The sequence below is a fragment of the Micromonospora sp. L5 genome (assembly GCF_000177655.2).
GTDB lineage: Bacteria > Actinomycetota > Actinomycetes > Mycobacteriales > Micromonosporaceae > Micromonospora > Micromonospora aurantiaca.
Genome location: NC_014815.1, coordinates 2,489,434 through 2,509,369, shown reverse-complemented (window position 1 = coordinate 2,509,369; position 19,936 = coordinate 2,489,434). Strand labels below are relative to the sequence as shown.

Below are 19,936 nucleotides of genomic sequence, written 5' to 3'. Positions count from 1 at the left end.
CGGTGGCGTAACTTACGCCACCGTAGGTCGAAACGTCGTCAGGCGCCAGTGCCGGCCGGGCCGACCAGCGGTTTCAAGTCCGCCCGGGGCGGCGTCCACTCCCCCGCCGCGGCCGGCACCTGCTCGCCGGAACGAATGTCCTTGACCTCGTCGCCCTCCGCGCCGGGGAACCAGACGTACGGGATGCCACGCCGCTCGGCGTACCGGATCTGCTTGCCGAACTTGGCCGCCGACGGGGACACCTCGGTGGGCACACCGCGCGACCGCAGCGCCGCCGCGACCGCGTCGCTGGCCGCCCGGTCCTCCTCGGCGGTGACCGCCACCAGCACGCAGGTCGGCACCGAGCGGGACACCGACAGCGCCTCGGCGCCGAACAGCAGACCGAGCAGCCGGGTCACCCCGATCGAGATGCCCACCCCCGGGAACCGGACGTTGCCCGAGCTGGCCAGGTTGTCGTACCGGCCGCCGGAGCAGATCGAGCCGAACCGCTCGTAGCCGATCATCTGCGTCTCGTAGACCGTACCCGTGTAGTAGTCCAGGCCCCGCGCGATGCGCAGGTCGGCCACGCAGAGGCCGGGCGCGTGCGCAGCGGCGGTCTCCACCACGGCCGTCAGCTCCGCGACGCCCTCGTCCAGCAGCGGGTCGCTCACCCCGAGGCCGCGCACCGCGTCGGCGAAGGAGGCGTCCGGCGCAGAGATCTCGGCCAGCGACAGCACGGCCTTGGCCTGCGCCTCACTCGCCCCGGCAGTGCTCGCCAGCAGCTCCGTCACCCCGGCCGGGCCGATCTTGTCGAGCTTGTCGACGGCGCGCAGCGCCGCCTCCGCGTCGGTCAGCCCGATGCCCCGGTAGAACCCCTCGCAGATCTTGCGGTTGTTGACCTGGATGCGCACCGGCGGGATCGGCAGCGACCGCAGCGCGTCGCCGATGACCAGCGGCATCTCCGCCTCGTAGTGGGCCGGCAGGGTGTCCCGGTCGACGATGTCGATGTCGGCCTGGAGGAACTCCCGGTACCGGCCCTCCTGCGGACGCTCACCGCGCCACACCTTCTGGATCTGGTAGCGGCGGAACGGGAACTGCAGCTTGCCGGCGTTCTCCAGCACGTAGCGGGCGAACGGCACGGTCAGGTCGAAGTGCAGGCCGAGCGCGTCGTCACCGGCCGGGCCGTCGGCGTCGGCCTGCAACCGGCGCAGCAGGTAGACCTCCTTTGCGGTATCCCCCTTCCGCAGTAACTGATCCAGCGGCTCCACCGAGCGGGTCTCCAGCGGCGCGAAGCCGTACAGCTCGAACGTGGCGCGGATCCGGTCGAGCACGAACTGCTCGATCATCCGCTGAGCCGGCGTCCACTCGGGGAAGCCGGAGATGGGCGTGGGCTTGCTCATGGCGTACTCCTCGATCCCGCGCCGGGCGCGGGCGAACGTCGTGGGTCGCGGCGGTCAGAGGCCGCGGGTGGGCGCGGCCGGGCGCGCGCCGCCGGTGCCCGCCACCTCGACGAGGTACGGGTTGGTCGCGCGCTCGCGGCCGATCGTGGTCGCGGGGCCGTGGCCGGGCAGGACGACTGTGTCGTCGGCCAGCGGGAGCACCTTGTCCCGCAGGCTGGACAGCATCCGGGGCATGCTGCCGCCCGGCAGGTCGGTGCGGCCGATCGAGCCGGCGAACAGCACGTCACCGGAGAGGCAGATCTGCTCCGCCTCCCAGCGCGAGCCGGCGCCGGGCAACCGGAACAGCACCGACCCGCCGGTATGGCCGGGGGCGTGGTCGACGGTGATCTCCAACCCGGCCAGCGACAGCGTCGCGCCGTCGGTCAGCTCGGCCACGTCGTCCGGCTCGGCGTACGGCAGCCGGCCGCCGAACAGCTGGGTCAGGTCCATCGACAGCGCCTTGCTCGGGTCGGCCAGCAGCTCCCGGTCGTCCGGGTGGACGTAGGCGGGGATGCCCCGCGCGCCGCAGACCGGGGCGACGGAGAACGTGTGGTCGAGATGGCCGTGGGTGAGCAGCACGGCGGCCGGGTGCAGGCGGTGCTCGGCGAGCACGGCGTCGAGCCGGTCGAGCACCCCGATGCCGGGATCGACCACCACGCACTGCTCCCCCGGCCCGGTCGCCACCACGTAGCAGTTGGTGCCGAAGGCGTCCGCGGGAAAGCCGGCCACGAGCACGTCGCTCCCCTTTCCGTCCGGTCGTCGTCTGCCTGCAGCCTAGTCGTAGCGGCCGGCGAGTTCCGTCCGCCACCGGCCCGGTCCGCCCCGGCCGGGCTGAGACGGCGGGACCTCGTACACCACATTCACAGTCGCTACCCGTACACTCTGGCGGGCGTGTGGCGTGGCGCACCCCGATCGGAACGGCGGACGGCGCCCGGCGCCGGCGGCGATCAGGCAGAGGAAGGGGAGCGCGCGTGGCTTCCAGCAGGGACCGGCAGCGCAAACTGGCGCGCGCCAAGCTCGACCGGCAACTCGCCCGGCGGGCGGCGGTCGCGAAGCGCCGCCGGCAGATCCGGGCCGGCGTGGGCGCCGCGGTGGTGCTCGTGCTGATCGTGGCCGGCTCTGCCTGGGCGCTCGGCGCGTTCGACTCCGAGCCGGAGAAGAAGGCCGCCGAGGACGTCTGCCTCTGGAGCGCGGAGGACGGCGCCGTCAACACCAACCTCAAGGACGTCGGCCAGCCGCCCACCACGGGCCTGCCCACCTCCGGCACCCGCCCGATGACGATCACCACCAACCAGGGTGGGCCGATCACCGTCGAGCTGGACCAGACCGACGCGCCGTGCGGCGCGGCGAGCCTGAGCTACCTGGCCGGCCGGTCGTTCTTCGACAACACCACCTGCCACGAGATCACCGCCGAGGGCGCGCTGCGCTGCGGTGACCCGACCGGCACCGGGCTCGGCGGCCCGACCTACTCGTTCTACGACGAGAACGTCCCGGCCGCGCCTGAGCCGAGCCCGTCGGCCTCGCCGGCGCCCGGGCAGCCGGCGACGTACCCGAAGGGCACTGTCGCCATGATCGGCAACCCGCCCGGCAGCAACGGCAGCCAGTTCCTGATCTTCTTCAAGGACGCCAGCCCGGCCAAGCCGGCCTACTCGGTGGTCGGCAAGGTCACCGGTGGGCTCGACGTGGTGGAGAAGATCGGCGCCATGCCGACGGTGGACAATGGCAACGGCGCCAAGGTCAAGCCGAAGACGCAGGTGCTGGTCCAGAGCGTCACAGTCGGCGAGCCCGGCGCGGCGCCGGCCGGCAGTCCCGCGCCGTCGCCCAGCGCCAGCGCGGGCTGACCCGACAACCCGATCCGGCGGCCCCGCCGCCGGTGACCCACACGTGACCGGCGGCGCGCGCGCCGACCCCATACGCAGCAGGTGAGGAGTGACCGTGACGTCCACCAGAGACCGCCAGCGCGCGGCGGCGCGGGCCAAGCTCGAGCGGGAGATGGCGGAACGGGCCGGCCGGGCCCGCAAGCGCCGGCAGACCCAGGCGATCGTCGGGGCCGCAGCGGTGCTGGTGCTCGTCGTGGCCGGCACGGTCTGGCTCGTCGCCGCGCTCGGCGACGACGACGACAAGCAGGGCGGCACGACCGCTGCCGCCGGGGCCGTCCAGTGCGCGTACACGGAGGTGCCCAAGGAGGGCCGTCCGCCGCAGATCAAGGACGTCGGCCTCCCGCCGACCCAGCAGTCCGGCAAGGGCACCCAGACGATGACCATCGACACCAACCTGGGCCCGATCACCGCCAAGATCGACCGTGCCGCCGTGCCCTGCACCGCCGGTAGCTTCACGCACCTGGCGGAGAAGGGCTTCTTCGACAACACCAAGTGCCACCGGCTGGTCACCGAGGGCATCAAGGTGCTCCAGTGCGGCGACCCGAGCGCCACCGGCAAGGGCTGGCGGGACACCGACGGCACCGGCGGCCCGTCCTACAACCTGGCCGAGGAGAACCTGCCGACCAACAAGCGCCCGCCGTACCCGGAGGGTGTCATCGCGATGGCCAACTCCGGCCAGCCGGGCAGCACGGGCAGCCAGTTCTTCATCGTGTACGGCGACTCGCCGCTCGACCCGAACTACACGGTGCTGGGCACCATCACCGGCGGCATGGACGTGGTGAAGCAGGTCGCCGCGGCCGGTGACGACGGCGCGTTCGCCAAGCAGGCCGGCGGTGGTCACCCGAAGAAGGAGATCACCATGACCAAGGTGACGATGAGCCCGGTCCAGGGCGGCTGACCGCACCCGTACGACGACGAAGCGCCCGCCGGCTGATCGCAGCCGGCGGGCGCTTTCGCGTGCGTGGTGGCTCAGGCCCCCGATGTGACCCGGTACGCGTCGAACACGCCGTCGACCTTGCGGACGGCGGCCAGCAGGTGCCCGAGGTGCTTCGGGTCGGCCATCTCGAAGCTGAACCGGCTGACCGCCACCCGGTCGCGGGTGGTGGTGACGGTCGCGGAGAGGATGTTCACCCGCTCCTCGGACAGCACCCTCGTCACGTCGGCGAGCAGCTTGTGCCGGTCCAGCGCCTCGACCTGGATGGCGACCAGGAACGTGGAGGCGGAGGTGAGCTTCCAGCTCACCTCGACCACCCGCTCGGGCTGAGCGCGCAGGTCCTCGGCGTTGGCGCAGTCGTCCCGGTGCACGCTGACCCCGCCGGAGCGGGTGACGAACCCGAACACCGAGTCCGGCGGCACCGGCGTGCAGCAGCGGGCCAGCTTGATCCAGACGTCGCTGACACCGCGGACCACCACACCCGGATCGGCGCTGCTCTGCCGGCTGCGCGGCGGCCGGGTGGCGACGGCGGTCTCGGCGATGTCCTCCGCCGCGCCCTCCTCGCCACCGTAGGAGGCCATCAGCTTCTGCACGACCGACTGCGCGGAGACCTGGCTGTCGCCGACCGCCGCGTACAGCGAGGCCACGTCGGCCAGATGCAGGTCCCGGGCGATCGCCATCAGCGCGTCCGAGGTGAGCATCCGCTGCAACGGCATGCCCTGCTTGCGCATCGCCTTGACGATCGCGTCCTTGCCGGCCTCGATCGCCTCCTCGCGCCGCTCCTTGTTGAAGTACTGGCGGATCTTGGTACGCGCCCGCGGGCTCTTGACGAAGCCCAGCCAGTCCTGCGTCGGCCCGGCCGTGTCGGACTTCGACGTGAAGATCTCGATCACGTCGCCGTTGGACAGCGTCGACTCCAGCGGCACCAGCTTGCCGTTGACCCGCGCGCCGATGCACTTGTGCCCGACCTCGGTGTGCACCGCGTACGCGAAGTCCACAGGCGTCGACCCGGTCGGCAGCGGGATGACGTCACCCTTCGGGGTGAAGACGTACACCTCCTGGCTGGACAGGTCGAACCGCAGCGCGTCCAGGAACTCGCTCGGGTCCGCCGCCTCACGCTGCCAGTCCAGCAGCTGCCGCAGCCACGTCATCTCGTCGATGTGCGCCGGCGGGCCCACCACCGGGGTGCCCTTGTGCTCCTTGTACTTCCAGTGCGCGGCGATGCCGAACTCGGCGGTGCGGTGCATCGCGTACGTGCGGATCTGCATCTCCACCGGCTTGCCGGTGGGCCCGATGACAGTCGTGTGCAACGACTGGTACATGTTGAACTTGGGCATGGCGATGTAGTCCTTGAACCGGCCCGGCACCGGCTGCCAGTTGGCGTGGATGACACCAAGCGCCGCGTAGCAGTCCCGCACCGTGTCGACCAGGATCCGCACACCGACCAGGTCGTAGATGTCGTTGAAGTCGCGCCCCCGCACGATCATCTTCTGGTAGATCGAGTAGAGGTGCTTCGGCCGGCCGGTGGTCTCCGCCTTGATCTTGGCAGCCTTCAGGTCGGTGGACACCTTCTGCGTCACCTGACGCAGCAGCGCCTCGCGCTGCGGCTGGTGCTCCCCGATCAGCCGGTTGATCTCCTCGAACCGCTTCGGGAACAGCGTGCCGAAGGCCAGATCCTCCAGCTCCCACTTGATCGTGTTCATACCGAGGCGGTGCGCCAGCGGAGCCAGGATCTCCAGCGTCTCCTTGGCCTTCTGTTCCTGCTTGGGGCGGGGCAGGAAGGTGAGCGTCCGCATGTTGTGCAGCCGGTCGGCCAGCTTGATCACCAGGACCCGCGGGTCCTTCGCCATCGCGACGACCATCTTGCGGATGGTCTCCGCCTTGGCCGCGTCGCCGAGCTTGACCTTGTCGAGCTTGGTGACGCCGTCGACGAGCAGCGCGACCTCACCGCCGAAGTCGGCGCGCATCTGGTCGAGCGTGTACTCGGTGTCCTCGATGGTGTCGTGCAGCAGCGCCGCGACCAGCGTGGTGGTGTCCATGCCCAGGTTCGCCAGGATGGTCGCCACGGCGAGCGGGTGCGTGATGTAGGGGTCGCCGGACTTGCGGTACTGACCCGAGTGCCACCGCGCGGCCGTGTCGAAGGCGCGCTGGAGCAGCCGCGCGTCGGCCTTGGGGTGGTTCTCCCGGTGCGTCGCGATCAGCGGCTCCAGCACCTCGCTGACCTGCGAGGTCTGCCAGGGCGCGTTGAACCGGGCCAGCCGGGCGCGTACCCGCCGGCCGGTGGGCGCGTTGGAGAGGGCGAAACCGCTGCCGGGCGTGGACTCGGTGGAACCCTCGGTCGGGAACGGCACCACGACCGCCCCGCCGTCGGCCGTCGCGTCGGACGGGCCGCCGGTGGCGCCGGTCGCCCGGGCCGGCGGGTTGCCGCTGCGCTCGGTCACCGAGCCGTCCGCGTCGCCTGTCGGGTGCACCGTGCCCTCCACCGGAGGGACGACATCGTGGGACACCGGCCTCCTCACCGCTCGCCGGGATGCGCCGGCCGTCCGGCCGACGTCTGGTTCAACCGGCCCGGAGGCCGGTCTTGTTCCACGCGGTCGCCGGGGCCGGGCCCCGGCGCCTTCGCCGCCCCGGACAGCTCGGCCGGGTCGGGCAAAGGGCAATGCTACCCGTACGCAGGGTACGCCACCGCTCCCCCGGACGGTCGGCGCCGACCGGCCCGACGGGCCGGCCTGGTCAAACGGTCAACAGGGCATGGACCGGGCGCTGCGCCAGCCGCTTACGGCCCTCGAGGAAGCCCAGCTCCAGCAGCACGGTGAACCCGGCCACCGTGCCGCCGGCGCGTTCCACCAGGTCGAGCGTCGCCTCGGCGGTCCCGCCGGTGGCGAGCACGTCGTCGAGCACCAGCACCCGGTGGCCCGCGGTGAAGGCGTCCTGGTGCACCTCCAGCGTCGCCTCGCCGTACTCCAACGCGTAGGAGGCGGAGTGCGTGGCCCGGGGCAGCTTGCCGGCCTTGCGCACCGGCACCACGCCGACGCCGGTGGCGTACGCGACCGCCGCCGCCAGCACGAACCCGCGTGCCTCGATGCCGGCGACGGTGTCGAACGACTCCGGCCCGTGGTACGCGATGATGCCGTCGATCACCGCCCGGAACGCCTCACCGTCGGCGAACAGCGGCATCAGGTCCTTGAACACGACACCCGGCTTGGGGAAGTCCGGCACGTCCAGCAACCGGCTGGCGACGAGCTGGGCGACCTCCGGGCCGCTGTCTCCCCGTACCCCTGTGGTGTGGGTCTCCGTCACTGTGCGTCCCATGTCCTCTCGAAACGACGACGGCGTCCGTCATGCCGTGACATCAGCATGACGGACGCCGTCGGACCGATTCCGTCCGGCCCTGCGGTCAGCGGCGCTTGCCGCCGGGCCGGTTGCCGCCGCCCCCGGCGGGACGGCCGCCGCGGGCACCGCTGGGACGCTTGCCGGCCGGCCGGGCGCCCACCTTGGGGGCGGCACCGGCCAGCGCCGCCGCCTCCGGGTCGATCGGCGCGTCGGCGGCCGGCGTGGTGGCACGCGGGCCCTTCGGTGTGATCTCGCCCCGGGCGAGCGCGGCCCGGCGGGACAGCACCCGCTTGTTGTGGGCGCTGATCCGCGGGTCCATGTTCTTCAGCAGCACCAGCAGCGGCGTGGCGAGCAGGATCGAGGTCAGGAACGCCACCGCCATACCGACGAACAGCACCAGGCCGAGGTCCTTCAGCGTGCCCGCGCCGAGCAGGCCGGCGCCGATGAACAGCAGACCGCCGACCGGCAGCAGCGCCACGACCGAGGTGTTCAGCGACCGCATGAGGCTCTGGTTGAGCGCCAGGTTGGACGCCTCGCCGTAGGTGACGTTGTTGTTCGCGGTGATGCCGCGTGTGTTCTCCTGCACCTTGTCGAAGACCACCACCACGTCGTAGAGCGCGAAGCCCAGGATCGTGAGGAAGCCGATGATCGTCGACGGGGTGACCTCGAAGCCGACCAGCGAGTAGATGCCGGCGGTCAGGGCCAGGTTGGTCAGCAGCGAGACGATGGCGGCGGCCGCCATCCGCCACTCGAAGCGCAGCACCAGGTAGATCGACACCACCGCGATGAAGATCACCAGACCGAGGAAGGCGCGCGAGGTGACCTGGCTGCCCCAGGCCTCGGAGACCTGGCTGCCGCTGATCTGGTCGGCCGGGATGCCGAACTCCTGCGCCATCGCGGTCTTGGCCGCGTTGGCCTGCTCGGCGGAGAGCTGGCCGGTGCGCATCTCGTAGAACTCGCCGCTGGTGCCGCCGACCTTCTGCGCGCTGACCACCTCGACGCCCGGCGCCTCGTCGGCCAGCACGTCGTCGACGGTCCGCTCGGCCTGGTCCAGAGTGCCGACGCTGGCCGGCACCTGGAACGAGTTGCCGCCTGCGAACTCGATGCCCAGCTTGAAGCCGCTGATCGCGAAGCTCAGCACGGCGATCAGCACGAGCACGCCGGCCACGCCGAACCACAGCTTGCGCCGCCCGACGATGTTGAGATCCGCCTCGCCCCGGTAGAGCCGGGCGGCCAGACCGCTCTTAGCCATCTCAGGCCTCCTTCACACGCGGGTTGCGGGCGGTGCCCGGCTCGGCCGACCGGGCCGGCAGCGCCCGGCCCAGACCGCTGACCCGCGGCGACAGGAACGCCCGGGTCCGGGCGAACATCGTCATGATCGGGTGGCGGAAGAGGAACACGACGACCAGGTCGAGCACGGTCGCCAGGCCGAGCGCGAAGGCGAAGCCCTTCACCGCGCCGACGGACACGATGTAGAGCACCACTGCCGACATCAGCGTGATGGCGTTGGCCGAGATGATCGTCCGGCGGGCCCGGATCCAGGCGCGCGGCACCGCGCTGCGTGGACTGCGGCCCTCCCGGATCTCGTCCTTCAATCGTTCGAAGTAGATGACGAACGAGTCCGCCGCGACGCCCAGCGAGACGATCATGCCGGCGATGCCGGCGAGCGTGAGCGTGAAGCCGATCGACCGGCCGAGCACCACGAGCGCGCCGAACACCAGCAACGCGGAGAGCACCAGGCTCAGGAAGATGACCGAGCCGAGCAGCCGGTAGTAGAAGAACGAGTAGATGATGACCAGCAGCATGCCGATGCCCGCGGCCAGCAGACCCGCCTTGAGGTGGCTGTCGCCGAGCGTCGCGGTGACGTTCTGCTGCTCCTGCGGCTCGAACGTCACCGGCAGCGCGCCGTAGCGCAGCTGGCTGGCGAGCGCGTTCGCGGCCTTGTTGTCGAAGCTGCCGGTGATCTGCGAGTCGCCGGTCAGCACGCCCTGGATCTCCGGGGACGAGACGATCTCGTTGTCCAGCACCACGGCGACCCGGCACTTGCCGTCCTGGCCGAGCGCGGTCTGGTCGCAGGCCTGGCCCTCGTTGGTGAACGCCTCGCGGGTCAGCGCGGTCCACTTCTCCTGGCCGCTGCCGGTGAAGTTGAGGCTGACCACCCAGGAGCTGGTCTGGTCGAGCTGGGCGGAGGCGTTCTTGACGTCGGTGCCCAGCACCTTCGCGACGTCCAGCAGGTACTTCGCGCCGGACTCGCAGGCGACCGCCTTCTGCTTCTCGTCCTTGATCGAGGCGGCGGGCCGCTTGTCGAGCTGGGCGCAGGTGATGGTCGGGACGTTGAACTGCATCTCCACCGGCAGGACGGCGATCTCCTGCGGGGTGAGCGTGCCGAACGGCTTGAGCTTGTCGGCCAGCGACGGGTCGGTGGTCAGGTCCGCCGGGGCCTGCAGGCCCGAGGCGGCGGCCCAGGCGGCCGCGCCGACCTTCTGCTCGACGGCCTTGCGCTGCTGCTCGATGCTCTGCGGCACCGGCTCGGCGCTGGCGCTCGGGCTCGGCGCGGCGGCGCTCGGCGAGGCCGACGGCGTGGCCGAGGCGCTGGCGCTCGGCGTCGGGGCCATACCGCCCTGCCCGCCGGCGCTCGGCGACCCGCTCACCTTGGGGCTCGTGCTCGCCTTCGGCGACGCGCTGCCCGACGGGGTGGCGGCTCCGGACGGGGTGGCGCTGGGCGTCGGCGCGGGCGCGAGCGCGGCGCCGCTGCCGTCGGTGGCCTTGAGCACCTTGCGGAAGCGCAGCTCGGCGGCCTCACCGACGTCGGTCAGGTCGCGGTTCTGGCCGGGCAGGGAGATGACGATGTTGCGGTTGCCCTCGGTGACCACCTCGGCCTCGGCCACGCCGTAGGCGTTGACCCGGCTCTCGATGATCTGGCGGGCCTCCTCGAGGTTGTCGGCGGTCGGGGGCTTGCCGTCCACCGTGTTGGTGGCCTCGAGCGTCAGCCGGGTGCCGCCGACGAGGTCCAGGCCGAGCCGGGGCTCCAGCCGGTCCTTCCAGCCACCGCTGGCGCCGCCCGAGAAGAACACCAATAGATAGAGGACGACGAAGATGAACCCGAGCACGGCGAGCTGCCGTCCGGGCCGCATCTGTCCCTGAGGTGGTGCCACGGCTGTCCTGTCTCCCTGTACGGTCGCGCCGCTTCCACGGCGGCGACAACTGTCGGGCCGGGGGTGTCCGCCCGACTGCTCCGGCGGGTCGGCACCGGAGGACGGCACGCCGGCTGGTGCGCGGCGCGGGGGCGCCGCACGGCCCGGCCGGATGCCGGCGCCGCGCGCCGACCCCAACTATCCACTTGTACGGATGAATCCGCTGCCCCGTCCGGGACGGGTGGTCACTCCTTGACCGGCTCGGCTTCCTCGGTGATCGTCTCGGCCGCCGGCGCCTCGGCGCGCTTGATCACCCGCGCGACGGCGGGGCGGGCGTACCGGGTCTGCACGCCCGGAGCGACCTCGAGCAGGACCGTCTCGTCCTCGACCGCGGTGACCGTGCCGTGCAGGCCGCCGATGGTGACCACCTCGTCGCCCGGGGCGAGGGCGGACTGCATCTGCTCTGCCTCGCGGCGGCGCTTCTGCTGCGGACGGATCATCATGAAGTACATGACGACGAAAAGCAGAGCGATCATGAGGATCGGCGTCAGACTGCCGGCTCCCCCGCCACTCGCTGCTGCGTAAAGCACGGTGTAGACCTTCCGGTTGGCCTCCACCCCGGCGCCGGAGGGCGCCGCAGCGGAAGCGGATTCTCACGTCCTGTACAAACCGCGGCGAAGTCTAGTCCCTGCTCCTGAGAAGACCGAATGCGGCACAGATCACGAACGGATCACGGCTGGTCGGTCTGCACCGAGAACAGATCGGGCCCCGGAGGGGCATCCGCACCAAATGTACCATTCGGGGGCGTACGGCCCAGATGGCGCCAGGCAGCCTCGGTCGCCACCCGCCCGCGCGGGGTCCGGGCCAGCAGCCCGGCCCGCACCAGGAACGGCTCGCAGACCTCCTCGACCGTGTCCGGCTGCTCGCCCACCGCCACGGCGAGCGTGGACAGGCCCACCGGGCCGCCCCGGAACGAGTCGACGAGCGCGGTCAGCACCGCCCGGTCGAGCCGGTCCAGGCCGAGCGCGTCCACGTCGTAGACGGTCAGCGCGGCCCGTGCGGTCTCCAGCGTGACCACGCCGTCGGCGCGGACCTCGGCGTAGTCGCGGACCCGGCGCAGGAGCCGGTTGGCGATACGCGGGGTGCCCCGGGACCGGCCCGCGACCTCCGCCGCGCCGTCGGCGGTGATCGGCACGCCGAGGATCCGGGCCGACCGGTGCAGCAGCGTCTCCAGGTCGGCCGGCGCGTAGAAGTCGAGGTGCGCGACGAAGCCGAACCGGTCGCGCATCGGGCCGGTCAGCAGGCCGGAGCGGGTGGTGGCGCCGACGAGCGTGAACGGCTCCACGTCGAGCGGGATGGCGGTGGCACCCGGGCCCTTGCCGACCACCACGTCGACGCGGAAGTCCTCCATGGCGCTGTAGAGCAGTTCCTCGGCCGGCTTGGCGATCCGGTGGATCTCGTCGATGAACAGCACGTCGCCCTCGGCGAGGCCGGTCAGGATCGCGGCCAGGTCGCCGGAGCGCTCGATGGCCGGGCCGCTGGTCACCCGGATCCCGGTGCCCAGCTCGGCGGCGACGATGTTGGCCAGGGTCGTCTTACCGAGGCCAGGCGGCCCCGAGAGGAGGATGTGGTCGGGCGGGGAGCCTCGCCGCATCGCTCCCTGCAACAGCAGGTCGAGCTGGTCGCGGACCCGGTGCTGGGCGATGAACTCGTCCAGCCGCTTCGGGCGGACGCTGGCCTCCGCGTCCAGCTCGGCGTCGTTCACGTACGCCGAGACCAGGTTCTCCCCGCTCATCGGTTCCGGCCCAGGAGGCGGATCGCCTGCTTGAGCAGCACCGGCACCGGCGGGGTCTCGCCGTCGACGGTCTCCGCCACCGCGGCCACCGCCTGCTCCGCCTGCCCGGCCGTCCAGCCGAGCCCGACGAGGGCCTGGCGGACCTGCTCCGGCCAGGCGCCCGCGGTCACCCCGGCCGCGCCGTCGGCGCCCACCGGCACCGGGCCGACCCGGTCGCGCAGCTCCAGCACCAGCCGCTCGGCACCCTTCTTGCCGATGCCCGGCACCCGGGTCAGCGCGGCGGTGTCGGCGTTGGCGATGGCCTTGCGGACCGCGTCGGGCGTGTGCACGGCGAGCACCGCCTGGGCCAGCCGGGGACCGACCCCGCTGGCGGTCTGGAGCAGCTCGAACAGCTGCTTGGCGTCGTCGTCGGCGAAGCCGTAGAGGGTGAGCGAGTCCTCCCGGACCACAAGGCTGGTGGCGAGCCGGGCGGGCTGGCCCACGCGCAGGTCGGCGAGCGTGCCGGGAGCGCACTGCACGGCCAGGCCGATGCCGCCCACCTCCACCACCGCGTGATCCGGGCCGGTGGCGGTCACCGTGCCGCGTACGCTCGCGATCATCGCGTCCCTCCTCGTCGGGCCCGTTGCGCGGCCGCGGCCAGCTTGGACCGGGTGCCACCGCGCCACACGTGACAGATGGCCAGCGCCAGCGCGTCGGCGGCGTCGGCCGGTTTCGGCGGCTCGGGCAGCCGCAGCAGCCGGGTGACCATGGTGGTCATCTGCTTCTTGTCCGCCTGCCCCGAGCCGGTCACCGCGGCCTTGACCTCGCTCGGCGTGTACGTCGTCACGGGCAGCCCGGCCCGGGCCCCGGCGAGCACCGCGACGCCGCTGGCCTGCGCGGTGCCCATCACGGTGCGGACGTTGTGCTGGCTGAACACGCGCTCCACCGCGACCGCGTCCGGCCGGTGCTCGGCGACCAGGTCGGTGAGCGAGCGGTCCAGGTGCAGCAGGCGCAGCGCCAGGTCGTCCTCCGGGTCGGTGTAGACCACGTAGTAGGCCACGAGCGTGCAGGGACGGCCCGGCACGCCCTCGACAACGCCGACCCCGCACCGGGTCAGCCCCGGGTCGACGCCCAGCACGCGCACGCCGCCTCCTCCCCGAGCCGCCAGCAGTACGTGTGTTCGACACACCCTACTGGTGCCCGCCGAGACCGGGACGGCCGGACACGCCGGGCACGGGCGGTGACGCGGCGCACCACACACGCAGACGGTGGAGTATGTGTCGCCGCCCCATGTGCCAGGGGGCACCCGGCTCGTACGTTCATGCGCCATGACGGCAGAACCCGTGGCGGGCCCCCACGTCGTACACGTCGACCTGACCGGTCGCACCGCGCTGGTCACAGGTGGTGGCGGCGGCATCGGACGGGCCTGTGCCCTGCGCCTGGCGGCGGCCGGCGCGACGGTCGTGGTGCTGGACCGCGACGTGGCGGCGGCCGAGGCGGTGGCCGCCGAGGCCGGCGGCCGGGCGGTGGGGATCGACCTGGCCGACCCGGCGGCTGTGGACCGGCTCGACGTCGACGCCGACATCGTGGTCAACAACGCCGGGCTGCAGCACGTCGCGCCGGTGCAGGACTTCCCGGTCGAGCGCTTCGAGTACATCCAGCGGGTGATGGTGGAGGCGCCGTTCCTGCTGATCCGCCACGCGCTGCCCCGGATGTACGCGAACGGCTGGGGCCGGGTCGTGAACATCTCCTCGGTGCACGGGCTGCGCGCCTCGCCGTTCAAGGCCGCGTACGTCTCGGCCAAGCACGCGCTGGAGGGCCTGTCCAAGGTGGTGGCGCTGGAGGGCGCTGCACACGGCGTCACGGCCAACTGCATCAACCCGGCGTACGTGCGCACCGCGCTGGTGGAGAGCCAGATCGCCGACCAGGCGGCCACCCACGGCATCGGCGAGGACGAGGTGGTCGAGAAGATCATGCTGGCCCGGGCGGCGATCAAGCGGCTGATCGAGCCGGCGGAGGTGGCCGAACTGGTGGCGTACCTGTGCTCCCCGCCGGCCGCGTTCCTCACCGGCACCTCGATCGCCCTCGACGGGGGCTGGACGGCGAACTAGTGGGCCCGCGCACAATGTCGGTCATGTCGTCGCCGGTGGAGTTCCTGGAGCTGCTGGCGCGCGAGGCCGCCGCGGTCGAGTTCGAGGGCCCGCTGGTGGCCGCGCGCGCCGCCGGCCTGCCCGCCGAACGGCTGGCCGAGCTGGAGCAGGCGAAGGTGGTGGCGCTGCGGGTACGGGCCCTGCTGGCCCGCAGGCGCCGCCGGGAGACCGAGCTGTCCGGCCTGTACGACACCGCGAGCGACCTGGCCGGACTGCGCGACCTCGACGACGTGCTGCGCGCGATCGTGCACCGGGCGCGGATCCTGCTCGGCACCGACGTGGCGTACATGACGCTCAACGACGACGAGCGCGGCGACACGTACATGCGGGTCACCGACGGCTCGATCTCGGCCCGGTTCCAGCGGCTGCGGCTGGAGCTGGGCGACGGGCTCGGCGGGCTGGTCGCGCAGACCGGCACCCCGTACGTCACCTCGAACTACCAGGAGGACGAGCGGTTCCGGCACACCGGGGAGATCGACGGCGGCGTGGGCGAGGAGGGCCTGGTGGCCATCCTCGGCGTGCCGCTGCGGCTCGGGTCCAGCGTGATCGGCGTGCTGTACGCGGCGAACCGCTCGGCCCGCCCGTTCGCCCGCGAGGAGGTGTCGCTGCTGGTGTCGCTCGCGGCGCACGCGGCGGTGGCGATCGACACCGCGCGGCTGCTCGCCGAGACCCGGGCGGCGCTGGCGGAGCTGTCCGCGGCGAACAGCACCATCCGGGCGCACAGCAGCTCGGTGGAGCGCGCCGCCGCTGCGCACGACCGGATGACCGCGCTCGTGGTGCGCGGCGGCGGCATGGAGGACGTGGCGGCGGCGGTCACCGAGGTGCTCGGTGGCGCGCTGCTGGCGCTGGACGCCGAGGGCCGGCGGCTGGCCCGGGTCGGTGAGATCGAGGAGCCGGACCGGGCGGACATCGTGGAGGCGGTCGCCGCGTCCCGTACCGAGGGGCGCAGCGTGCGCCGGGGCCCGCTCTGGTACGCCGCGGTGGTGGCCGGCGCGGAGAACCTGGGCGCGCTGGTGCTGCGACCGGACGACGAGCTGGTCGACGCCGACCAGCGCATCCTGGAGCGGGCCGCGCTGGTGACCGCGTTGCTGTTGCTGTTCCGCCGGACCGTGGCCGAGGCGGAGGGGCGGGTACGCGGTGAGCTGCTGGACGACCTGATCGCCCGGCCGCTGCGCGACGCCGACGCGCTGCGCGCGCGGGCCCGCCGGATCGGGGTGGACCTGGACGCCCCGCACGTGCTGGTGGCGGTCGGTGACGACGCGTTCGCCGAGACCGGCTCGGCCCGGCAGCGGGTGCTGTCCTGGGCCACCACGTACGCCTCGACCCGGGGTGGCCTTGCCGCGGCGCGTGCCGGACGCGTGGTGCTGATGCTGCCCGGCCACGACGCCGGCGGTGCGGCCCGCGCGGTGGCCCGGGACCTGTCCCGGGTGACCGGCCGCCCGGTGACCGCCGGGGCGAGCGGGCCGTCGACCGGTCCGGCGTCGCTGGCCGTCACGTTCGCCGAGGCGGAGCGCTGCCTGTCCGCGCTCGGTGCGCTGGGCCGGGCCGGGCAGGGGGCGAGCACCACCGAGCTGGGTTTCGTCGGACTGCTGCTGGGCGCGGTCGGTGACGCCGGGGACCGGGACGTGGCCCGGTTCCTCGCCACGACTGTGGGGCCGGTGCTGGACTACGACGCCCGGCGGGGCACGGCACTGGTGAAGACGCTGGAGGCGTACTTCGGGGTGGGCGGCAGCCTGGCTCGCGCCGCCGAGCAGCTGCACGTGCACGTGAACACGGTCACCCAGCGGCTGGAGCGGGTCGGGCACCTGCTCGGCGCGGACTGGCAGCGGCCGGAGCGGGCGCTGGAGGTGCAGCTCGCGCTGCGCCTGCACCGGCTGCGCACGCCCGCCCGCTGAGCGGCCGGACCGCGCCGGGCGGACCGGCCGGCCCGGGTCAGCGGACGCGCAGGCCGTCCAGGACCGTGTCCACGATCCGCTCGGGAAGCATCCGCTCGTCGCGCTCGGGGTGCCAGCGCAGCATCCGCTGGGTGAGCATCGGCGCGGTGAGCAGCGACATGGTCACCTCGATGTCGAGGTCGGCGCGCAGTTCGCCCCGGTCGATCGCGCGGCGCAGCACCTCGCGCATCGCCGCGCGCCGGGGCTCGACGATCGCCTCGTACGCCTGCCGGTGGGCCGAGCTGCGGTTCACCTCGGGCACCAGGCAGGGCATGATCTTGCGGACCCGGGGGTCGGCGTGCTGGCCGACGGCGCCGACGAGCAGCACCAGGTCGTCGCGGACGGAGCGCCCGGCGGTGCGGGGCGCGGGCCCCTTGAGCGTGCGCAACGCGTCCAGCAGCAACGCGTCCTTGCCCGGCCAGCGGCGGTAGATGGTGGCCTTGCCGACTCCGGCGCGGGCCGCGATCGCCTCGATGGACAGCGACTCTATGGTGCTGCCCTCGGCCAGCAGGTCGAGGGTGGCGTCGACGATCGCCTCGTCCGCACGGGTGCTCCGCGGTCGCCCGGGCGACCGCGGAGCATCCGCCGTGGAAGTCATGTCAGACATTGTCCACGAACCTACGCGGTACCGGCCAACTCCCTGTCGGTGACCGGCGCCGCGTCGGGGGCGACGACCGGCCGGCCCGGCATCCAGCGCAGCACGATCACGATGCCGAGCGCGGCCACCACCGCGGAGGCGCCCGCCGCCCAGTGCATGGCCGAGACGAACGAGTCGTTGGCCGCGTCGATCAGTCGCGGCGCGTCGGGGCCGAGCCGGCCGGCGACCGCGTACGCCCCGGACACCGACTCGCGGGCCGCGTCGCGTACCGGGGCGGGCAGGGCGGCCACCGCCGGGCCGACCTGGTCGCGGTAGACGGCGGAGAGCACCGAGCCGAGCACCGCCACGCCGAGCGCGCCGGCCACCTGGCGCACGGTGTTGCTGACCGCGGAACCGACACCGGCCTTCTCCCGGGGCAGCGAGGACATGATCGACTCGGTGGCCGGCGGCATGATGTTCGCCATCCCGGCGCCCTGGAGGAAGCCCAGCGCCGAGAAGATCCAGATCGGGGTGTCCGCGTCGATGAAGACGAACGCGGCGAGCGCCACAGTGGTGAGCAGCAGCCCGACGGCCGCGACCGCCCGGCCGCCGTAGCGGCGGACCATCGCCGCGCTGCGCGGCGCGAAGATGAGCTGGGCCGCGGCGAACGGCAGGAACAGCAGGCCGCTCTCCAGCGGGCTGTAGCCGCGCACGAGCTGGAGGTAGAACGCGCCGAAGAACATCACGCCCATGGCGGCGAAGAAGACCAGCCCGACCAGGGCCACCGGCGCGGCGAAGCGGGGCACCCGGAACAGCCGTACGTCCAGCGACGGGTGGTCGCTGCGCAGTTCGTGGGCGACGAACCAGCCGAGCACCGCGAGGCCGCCGAGCACCGCGACCCACACCTGCGGGCGGCCGAAGCCGTGCTCGCCGCCGTCGATGATGCCGTAGGTGAGGGCGACCAGGCCGACCACCGAGAGCAGCACGCCGAGCAGGTCGACCCGGCCGGGCTTGGGATCGCGGGACTCGGGGACCAGGGCCGCGACGAGCACCACACCGAGCGCCACCACCGGCACGTTGATCAGGAAGACCGAGCCCCACCAGAAGTGCTCCAGCAGCGCGCCGCCGAGCACCGGGCCGATCGCCACCGCGAGGCCGACCGCGCCGGCCCAGACGCCGATCGCCTTGGCGCGCTCGCGCGGGTCGAAGACGTTGGAGATGATCGAGAGCGTCACCGGCATGATGGCCGCGCCGCCGACGCCCATCAGCGCACGGGCCGCGATGAGCTGGGCCGGGTCCTGCGCGTACGCGGACAGCAGCGAGGACAGGCCGAAGAGCGCCAGCCCGAGGATCAGGAAGCGGCGGCGGCCGAGCCGGTCACCGAGCACGCCGAAGGTGAACAGCAGCCCGGCGAAGACGAGCGTGTAGGAGTTGATCGCCCACTCCAGCTCGCCCTGGGTGGCGCCGAGGCCGTGCACCGGGTCGGCCAGCGTGCGCAGCGCGACGTTGAGGATGGTGTTGTCGAGGACGACCACGAGGAGGCTGATCACCAGCACCCCGAGGATCGCCCACCTCCTCGGGTGTCCGGTGTTCTCGTGTGGTTCCACGTCCGTGCTCCCCCCGGTTTCCCCGCGTCGGAATACGATACGGGTCAGACTCGTAACGGAGCCGAGCGTAGGTGAGCGGGTTTCGATACGGAACGGGTTCGTATCGAATGTGTCTCAGGTCACGCGGGCGGTCCGGCCGCCAGCGCCAGTCGCAGCAGCGCGTCCCGCACCGGCAGCAGCCGCCGCACGCCGGACAGCCGCCCCGCCCACCGCGCCCCGGCCGCGATCCGCTGCGTCGGACGCCGGCGCCTCCTGTCGTACGCGCGCAGCGCGGCCGGCACGTCGCCGGCGTCGCGCAGGCAGTCGGCGAGCGCCACCGCGTCGATCAGCGCCTGACAGGCGCCCTGCCCGAGGTCCGGGGTCATCGCGTGCGCGGCGTCGCCGAGCAGTGCCGTCCGGCCGGCCACGTACGACGGCAGCGGCGTGAGGTCGCGGATCTCGTGCCGCAGGATCCCGTCCGGCGTGAGCGCGTCGAGCACCCGCGGCACCGGAGGGTGCCAGTCACCGAAGAGGCGGCGCAGCTCGGCGCGGTCGTCGGGCGGTGCCGGGTGCCCCTCGGGCAGGCGCACCGCGGCGTACCAGTTGGTGCGGCCCGGCCCGGCCGGGGTCAGCCCGAACTTGCGCCCCCGCCCCCAGGTCTCGCCGCCCTCGGCCAGATCCAGGTCGACCACGCCGCGCCAGGCCACCGCGCCCGCGTACCGCAGCGGATACCGCTGCCCGTACATCTGCGCGCGCACCACGCTGTTGATCCCGTCCGCGCCCACCACCAGGTCGTACGCGTCGCGCAGTGACCCCGGGCCGGTCACCGGGGCGCCGAGGCGCAGCGCCGGTCCGGGCAGCGCGCCGGCCAGGACGGCGAGCAGCACCGGCCGGGCGACCAGGTGCACCGGCTCGCCGTGCCGGCGTTCCAGCCGCTCGACGTCGACGGTGGCGATCCGGCTGCCGTCCGGGCGCCGGATCGACCCGCCGGCCTGACGGCTGCCCCGGCGGCGCACCTCGTCGCCGACGCCGAGGGCATCCAGGGCGCGCATCGCGCCGGGCCAGATGCCCAGCCCGGTGCCGGTGTGCGGCAACGCGGCCGACCGCTCCCGGACCGTCACCTCCCAGCCCGCCGCCCGCAGGCCGATGCCCGCCGCGAGCCCGCCGATCCCGCCCCCGACCACGACCGCGCGTCCGCCCATGCCGTCACCGTACT

At 73.0% G+C, this 19,936-nt stretch carries 17 protein-coding genes; 4 read left to right on the top strand and 13 right to left on the bottom strand.

The annotated features are described in order from the left end of the window. Positions 1-38 precede the first annotated feature (38 nt). Together hisS and ML5_RS12030 are read right to left on the bottom strand one after the other, a co-directional pair. Entirely contained in the window at positions 39-1,379 is a 1,341-nt protein-coding gene (gene hisS / locus ML5_RS12035) for a histidine--tRNA ligase (protein ID WP_013474877.1), read from the bottom strand. A 54-nt stretch (positions 1,380-1,433) separates the two neighbouring features. Further along, positions 1,434-2,153: an MBL fold metallo-hydrolase gene (locus ML5_RS12030; RefSeq protein ID WP_030271023.1), complete on the bottom strand. Its 720-nt coding sequence runs from the start codon at positions 2,151-2,153 to the stop codon at positions 1,434-1,436. Between the two features lie 236 nt (positions 2,154-2,389). Here ML5_RS12030 and ML5_RS12025 point away from each other — a divergent pair, with 236 nt between their 5' ends. Both ML5_RS12025 and ML5_RS12020 read left to right on the top strand, forming a co-directional pair. Then, on the top strand, positions 2,390-3,259 hold the full coding sequence (locus ML5_RS12025) for a peptidylprolyl isomerase (RefSeq protein ID WP_013474876.1): 870 nt from the start codon (positions 2,390-2,392) through the stop codon (positions 3,257-3,259). Between the two features lie 94 nt (positions 3,260-3,353). After that, positions 3,354-4,196, top strand: a complete 843-nt coding sequence (locus tag ML5_RS12020) for a peptidylprolyl isomerase (RefSeq protein WP_013474875.1) — start codon at positions 3,354-3,356, stop codon at positions 4,194-4,196. A 71-nt stretch (positions 4,197-4,267) separates the two neighbouring features. On the opposite strand, the gene ML5_RS12015 is transcribed toward ML5_RS12020, so the two are convergent. The 8 genes from ML5_RS12015 to ruvC form a co-directional block, all read right to left on the bottom strand. Beyond that, positions 4,268-6,739, bottom strand: a complete 2,472-nt coding sequence (locus ML5_RS12015) for a bifunctional (p)ppGpp synthetase/guanosine-3',5'-bis(diphosphate) 3'-pyrophosphohydrolase (RefSeq protein ID WP_013474874.1) — start codon at positions 6,737-6,739, stop codon at positions 4,268-4,270. Between the two features lie 226 nt (positions 6,740-6,965). Then, a complete protein-coding gene (locus ML5_RS12010) occupies positions 6,966-7,532 on the bottom strand; it encodes an adenine phosphoribosyltransferase (RefSeq protein WP_030271021.1) in 567 nt (188 codons plus the stop codon). A gap of 97 nt (positions 7,533-7,629) precedes the next feature. Beyond that, positions 7,630-8,817 carry a protein translocase subunit SecF gene (gene secF, locus ML5_RS12005; RefSeq protein WP_013285468.1) on the bottom strand — a complete coding sequence of 396 codons (1,188 nt, stop codon included), beginning with the start codon at positions 8,815-8,817 and terminating at the stop codon, positions 7,630-7,632. A gap of 1 nt (position 8,818) precedes the next feature. Further along, positions 8,819-10,720: a protein translocase subunit SecD gene (gene secD, locus ML5_RS12000; protein WP_187690260.1), complete on the bottom strand. Its 1,902-nt coding sequence runs from the start codon at positions 10,718-10,720 to the stop codon at positions 8,819-8,821. 224 nt (positions 10,721-10,944) lie between these two features. After that, entirely contained in the window at positions 10,945-11,289 is a 345-nt protein-coding gene (gene yajC / locus ML5_RS11995; RefSeq protein WP_036345294.1) for a preprotein translocase subunit YajC, read from the bottom strand. Between the two features lie 140 nt (positions 11,290-11,429). Further along, positions 11,430-12,494 carry a Holliday junction branch migration DNA helicase RuvB gene (ruvB, locus tag ML5_RS11990; protein WP_013285465.1) on the bottom strand — a complete coding sequence of 355 codons (1,065 nt, stop codon included), beginning with the start codon at positions 12,492-12,494 and terminating at the stop codon, positions 11,430-11,432. Continuing rightward, complete coding sequence (ruvA, locus tag ML5_RS11985) at positions 12,491-13,093, bottom strand: Holliday junction branch migration protein RuvA (RefSeq protein WP_013285464.1); 603 nt, start codon at positions 13,091-13,093, stop codon at positions 12,491-12,493. Before ruvA ends, ruvB begins: the two co-directional genes overlap by 4 nt. After that, positions 13,090-13,617, bottom strand: a complete 528-nt coding sequence (gene ruvC, locus ML5_RS11980) for a crossover junction endodeoxyribonuclease RuvC (protein WP_013474872.1) — start codon at positions 13,615-13,617, stop codon at positions 13,090-13,092. Before ruvC ends, ruvA begins: the two co-directional genes overlap by 4 nt. 184 nt (positions 13,618-13,801) lie before the next feature. Here ruvC and ML5_RS11975 point away from each other — a divergent pair, with 184 nt between their 5' ends. Together ML5_RS11975 and ML5_RS11970 are read left to right on the top strand one after the other, a co-directional pair. Then, complete coding sequence (locus ML5_RS11975) at positions 13,802-14,584, top strand: 3-hydroxybutyrate dehydrogenase (RefSeq protein ID WP_013474871.1); 783 nt, start codon at positions 13,802-13,804, stop codon at positions 14,582-14,584. Positions 14,585-14,598: 14 nt separating this feature from the next. Next, on the top strand, positions 14,599-16,518 hold the full coding sequence (locus tag ML5_RS11970) for a helix-turn-helix domain-containing protein (protein WP_013285461.1): 1,920 nt from the start codon (positions 14,599-14,601) through the stop codon (positions 16,516-16,518). Positions 16,519-16,555: 37 nt separating this feature from the next. Here the strand turns inward: ML5_RS11970 and ML5_RS11965 are convergent, their stop codons facing one another. The 3 genes from ML5_RS11965 to ML5_RS11955 form a co-directional block, all read right to left on the bottom strand. After that, positions 16,556-17,164, bottom strand: a complete 609-nt coding sequence (locus ML5_RS11965; RefSeq protein ID WP_013474870.1) for a TetR/AcrR family transcriptional regulator — start codon at positions 17,162-17,164, stop codon at positions 16,556-16,558. Positions 17,165-17,175: 11 nt separating this feature from the next. Further along, a complete protein-coding gene (locus ML5_RS11960) occupies positions 17,176-18,741 on the bottom strand; it encodes an MFS transporter (protein WP_013474869.1) in 1,566 nt (521 codons plus the stop codon). Positions 18,742-18,860: 119 nt separating this feature from the next. Beyond that, on the bottom strand, positions 18,861-19,922 hold the full coding sequence (locus ML5_RS11955; RefSeq protein ID WP_013474868.1) for an FAD-dependent monooxygenase: 1,062 nt from the start codon (positions 19,920-19,922) through the stop codon (positions 18,861-18,863). Positions 19,923-19,936: the final 14 nt, after the last annotated feature.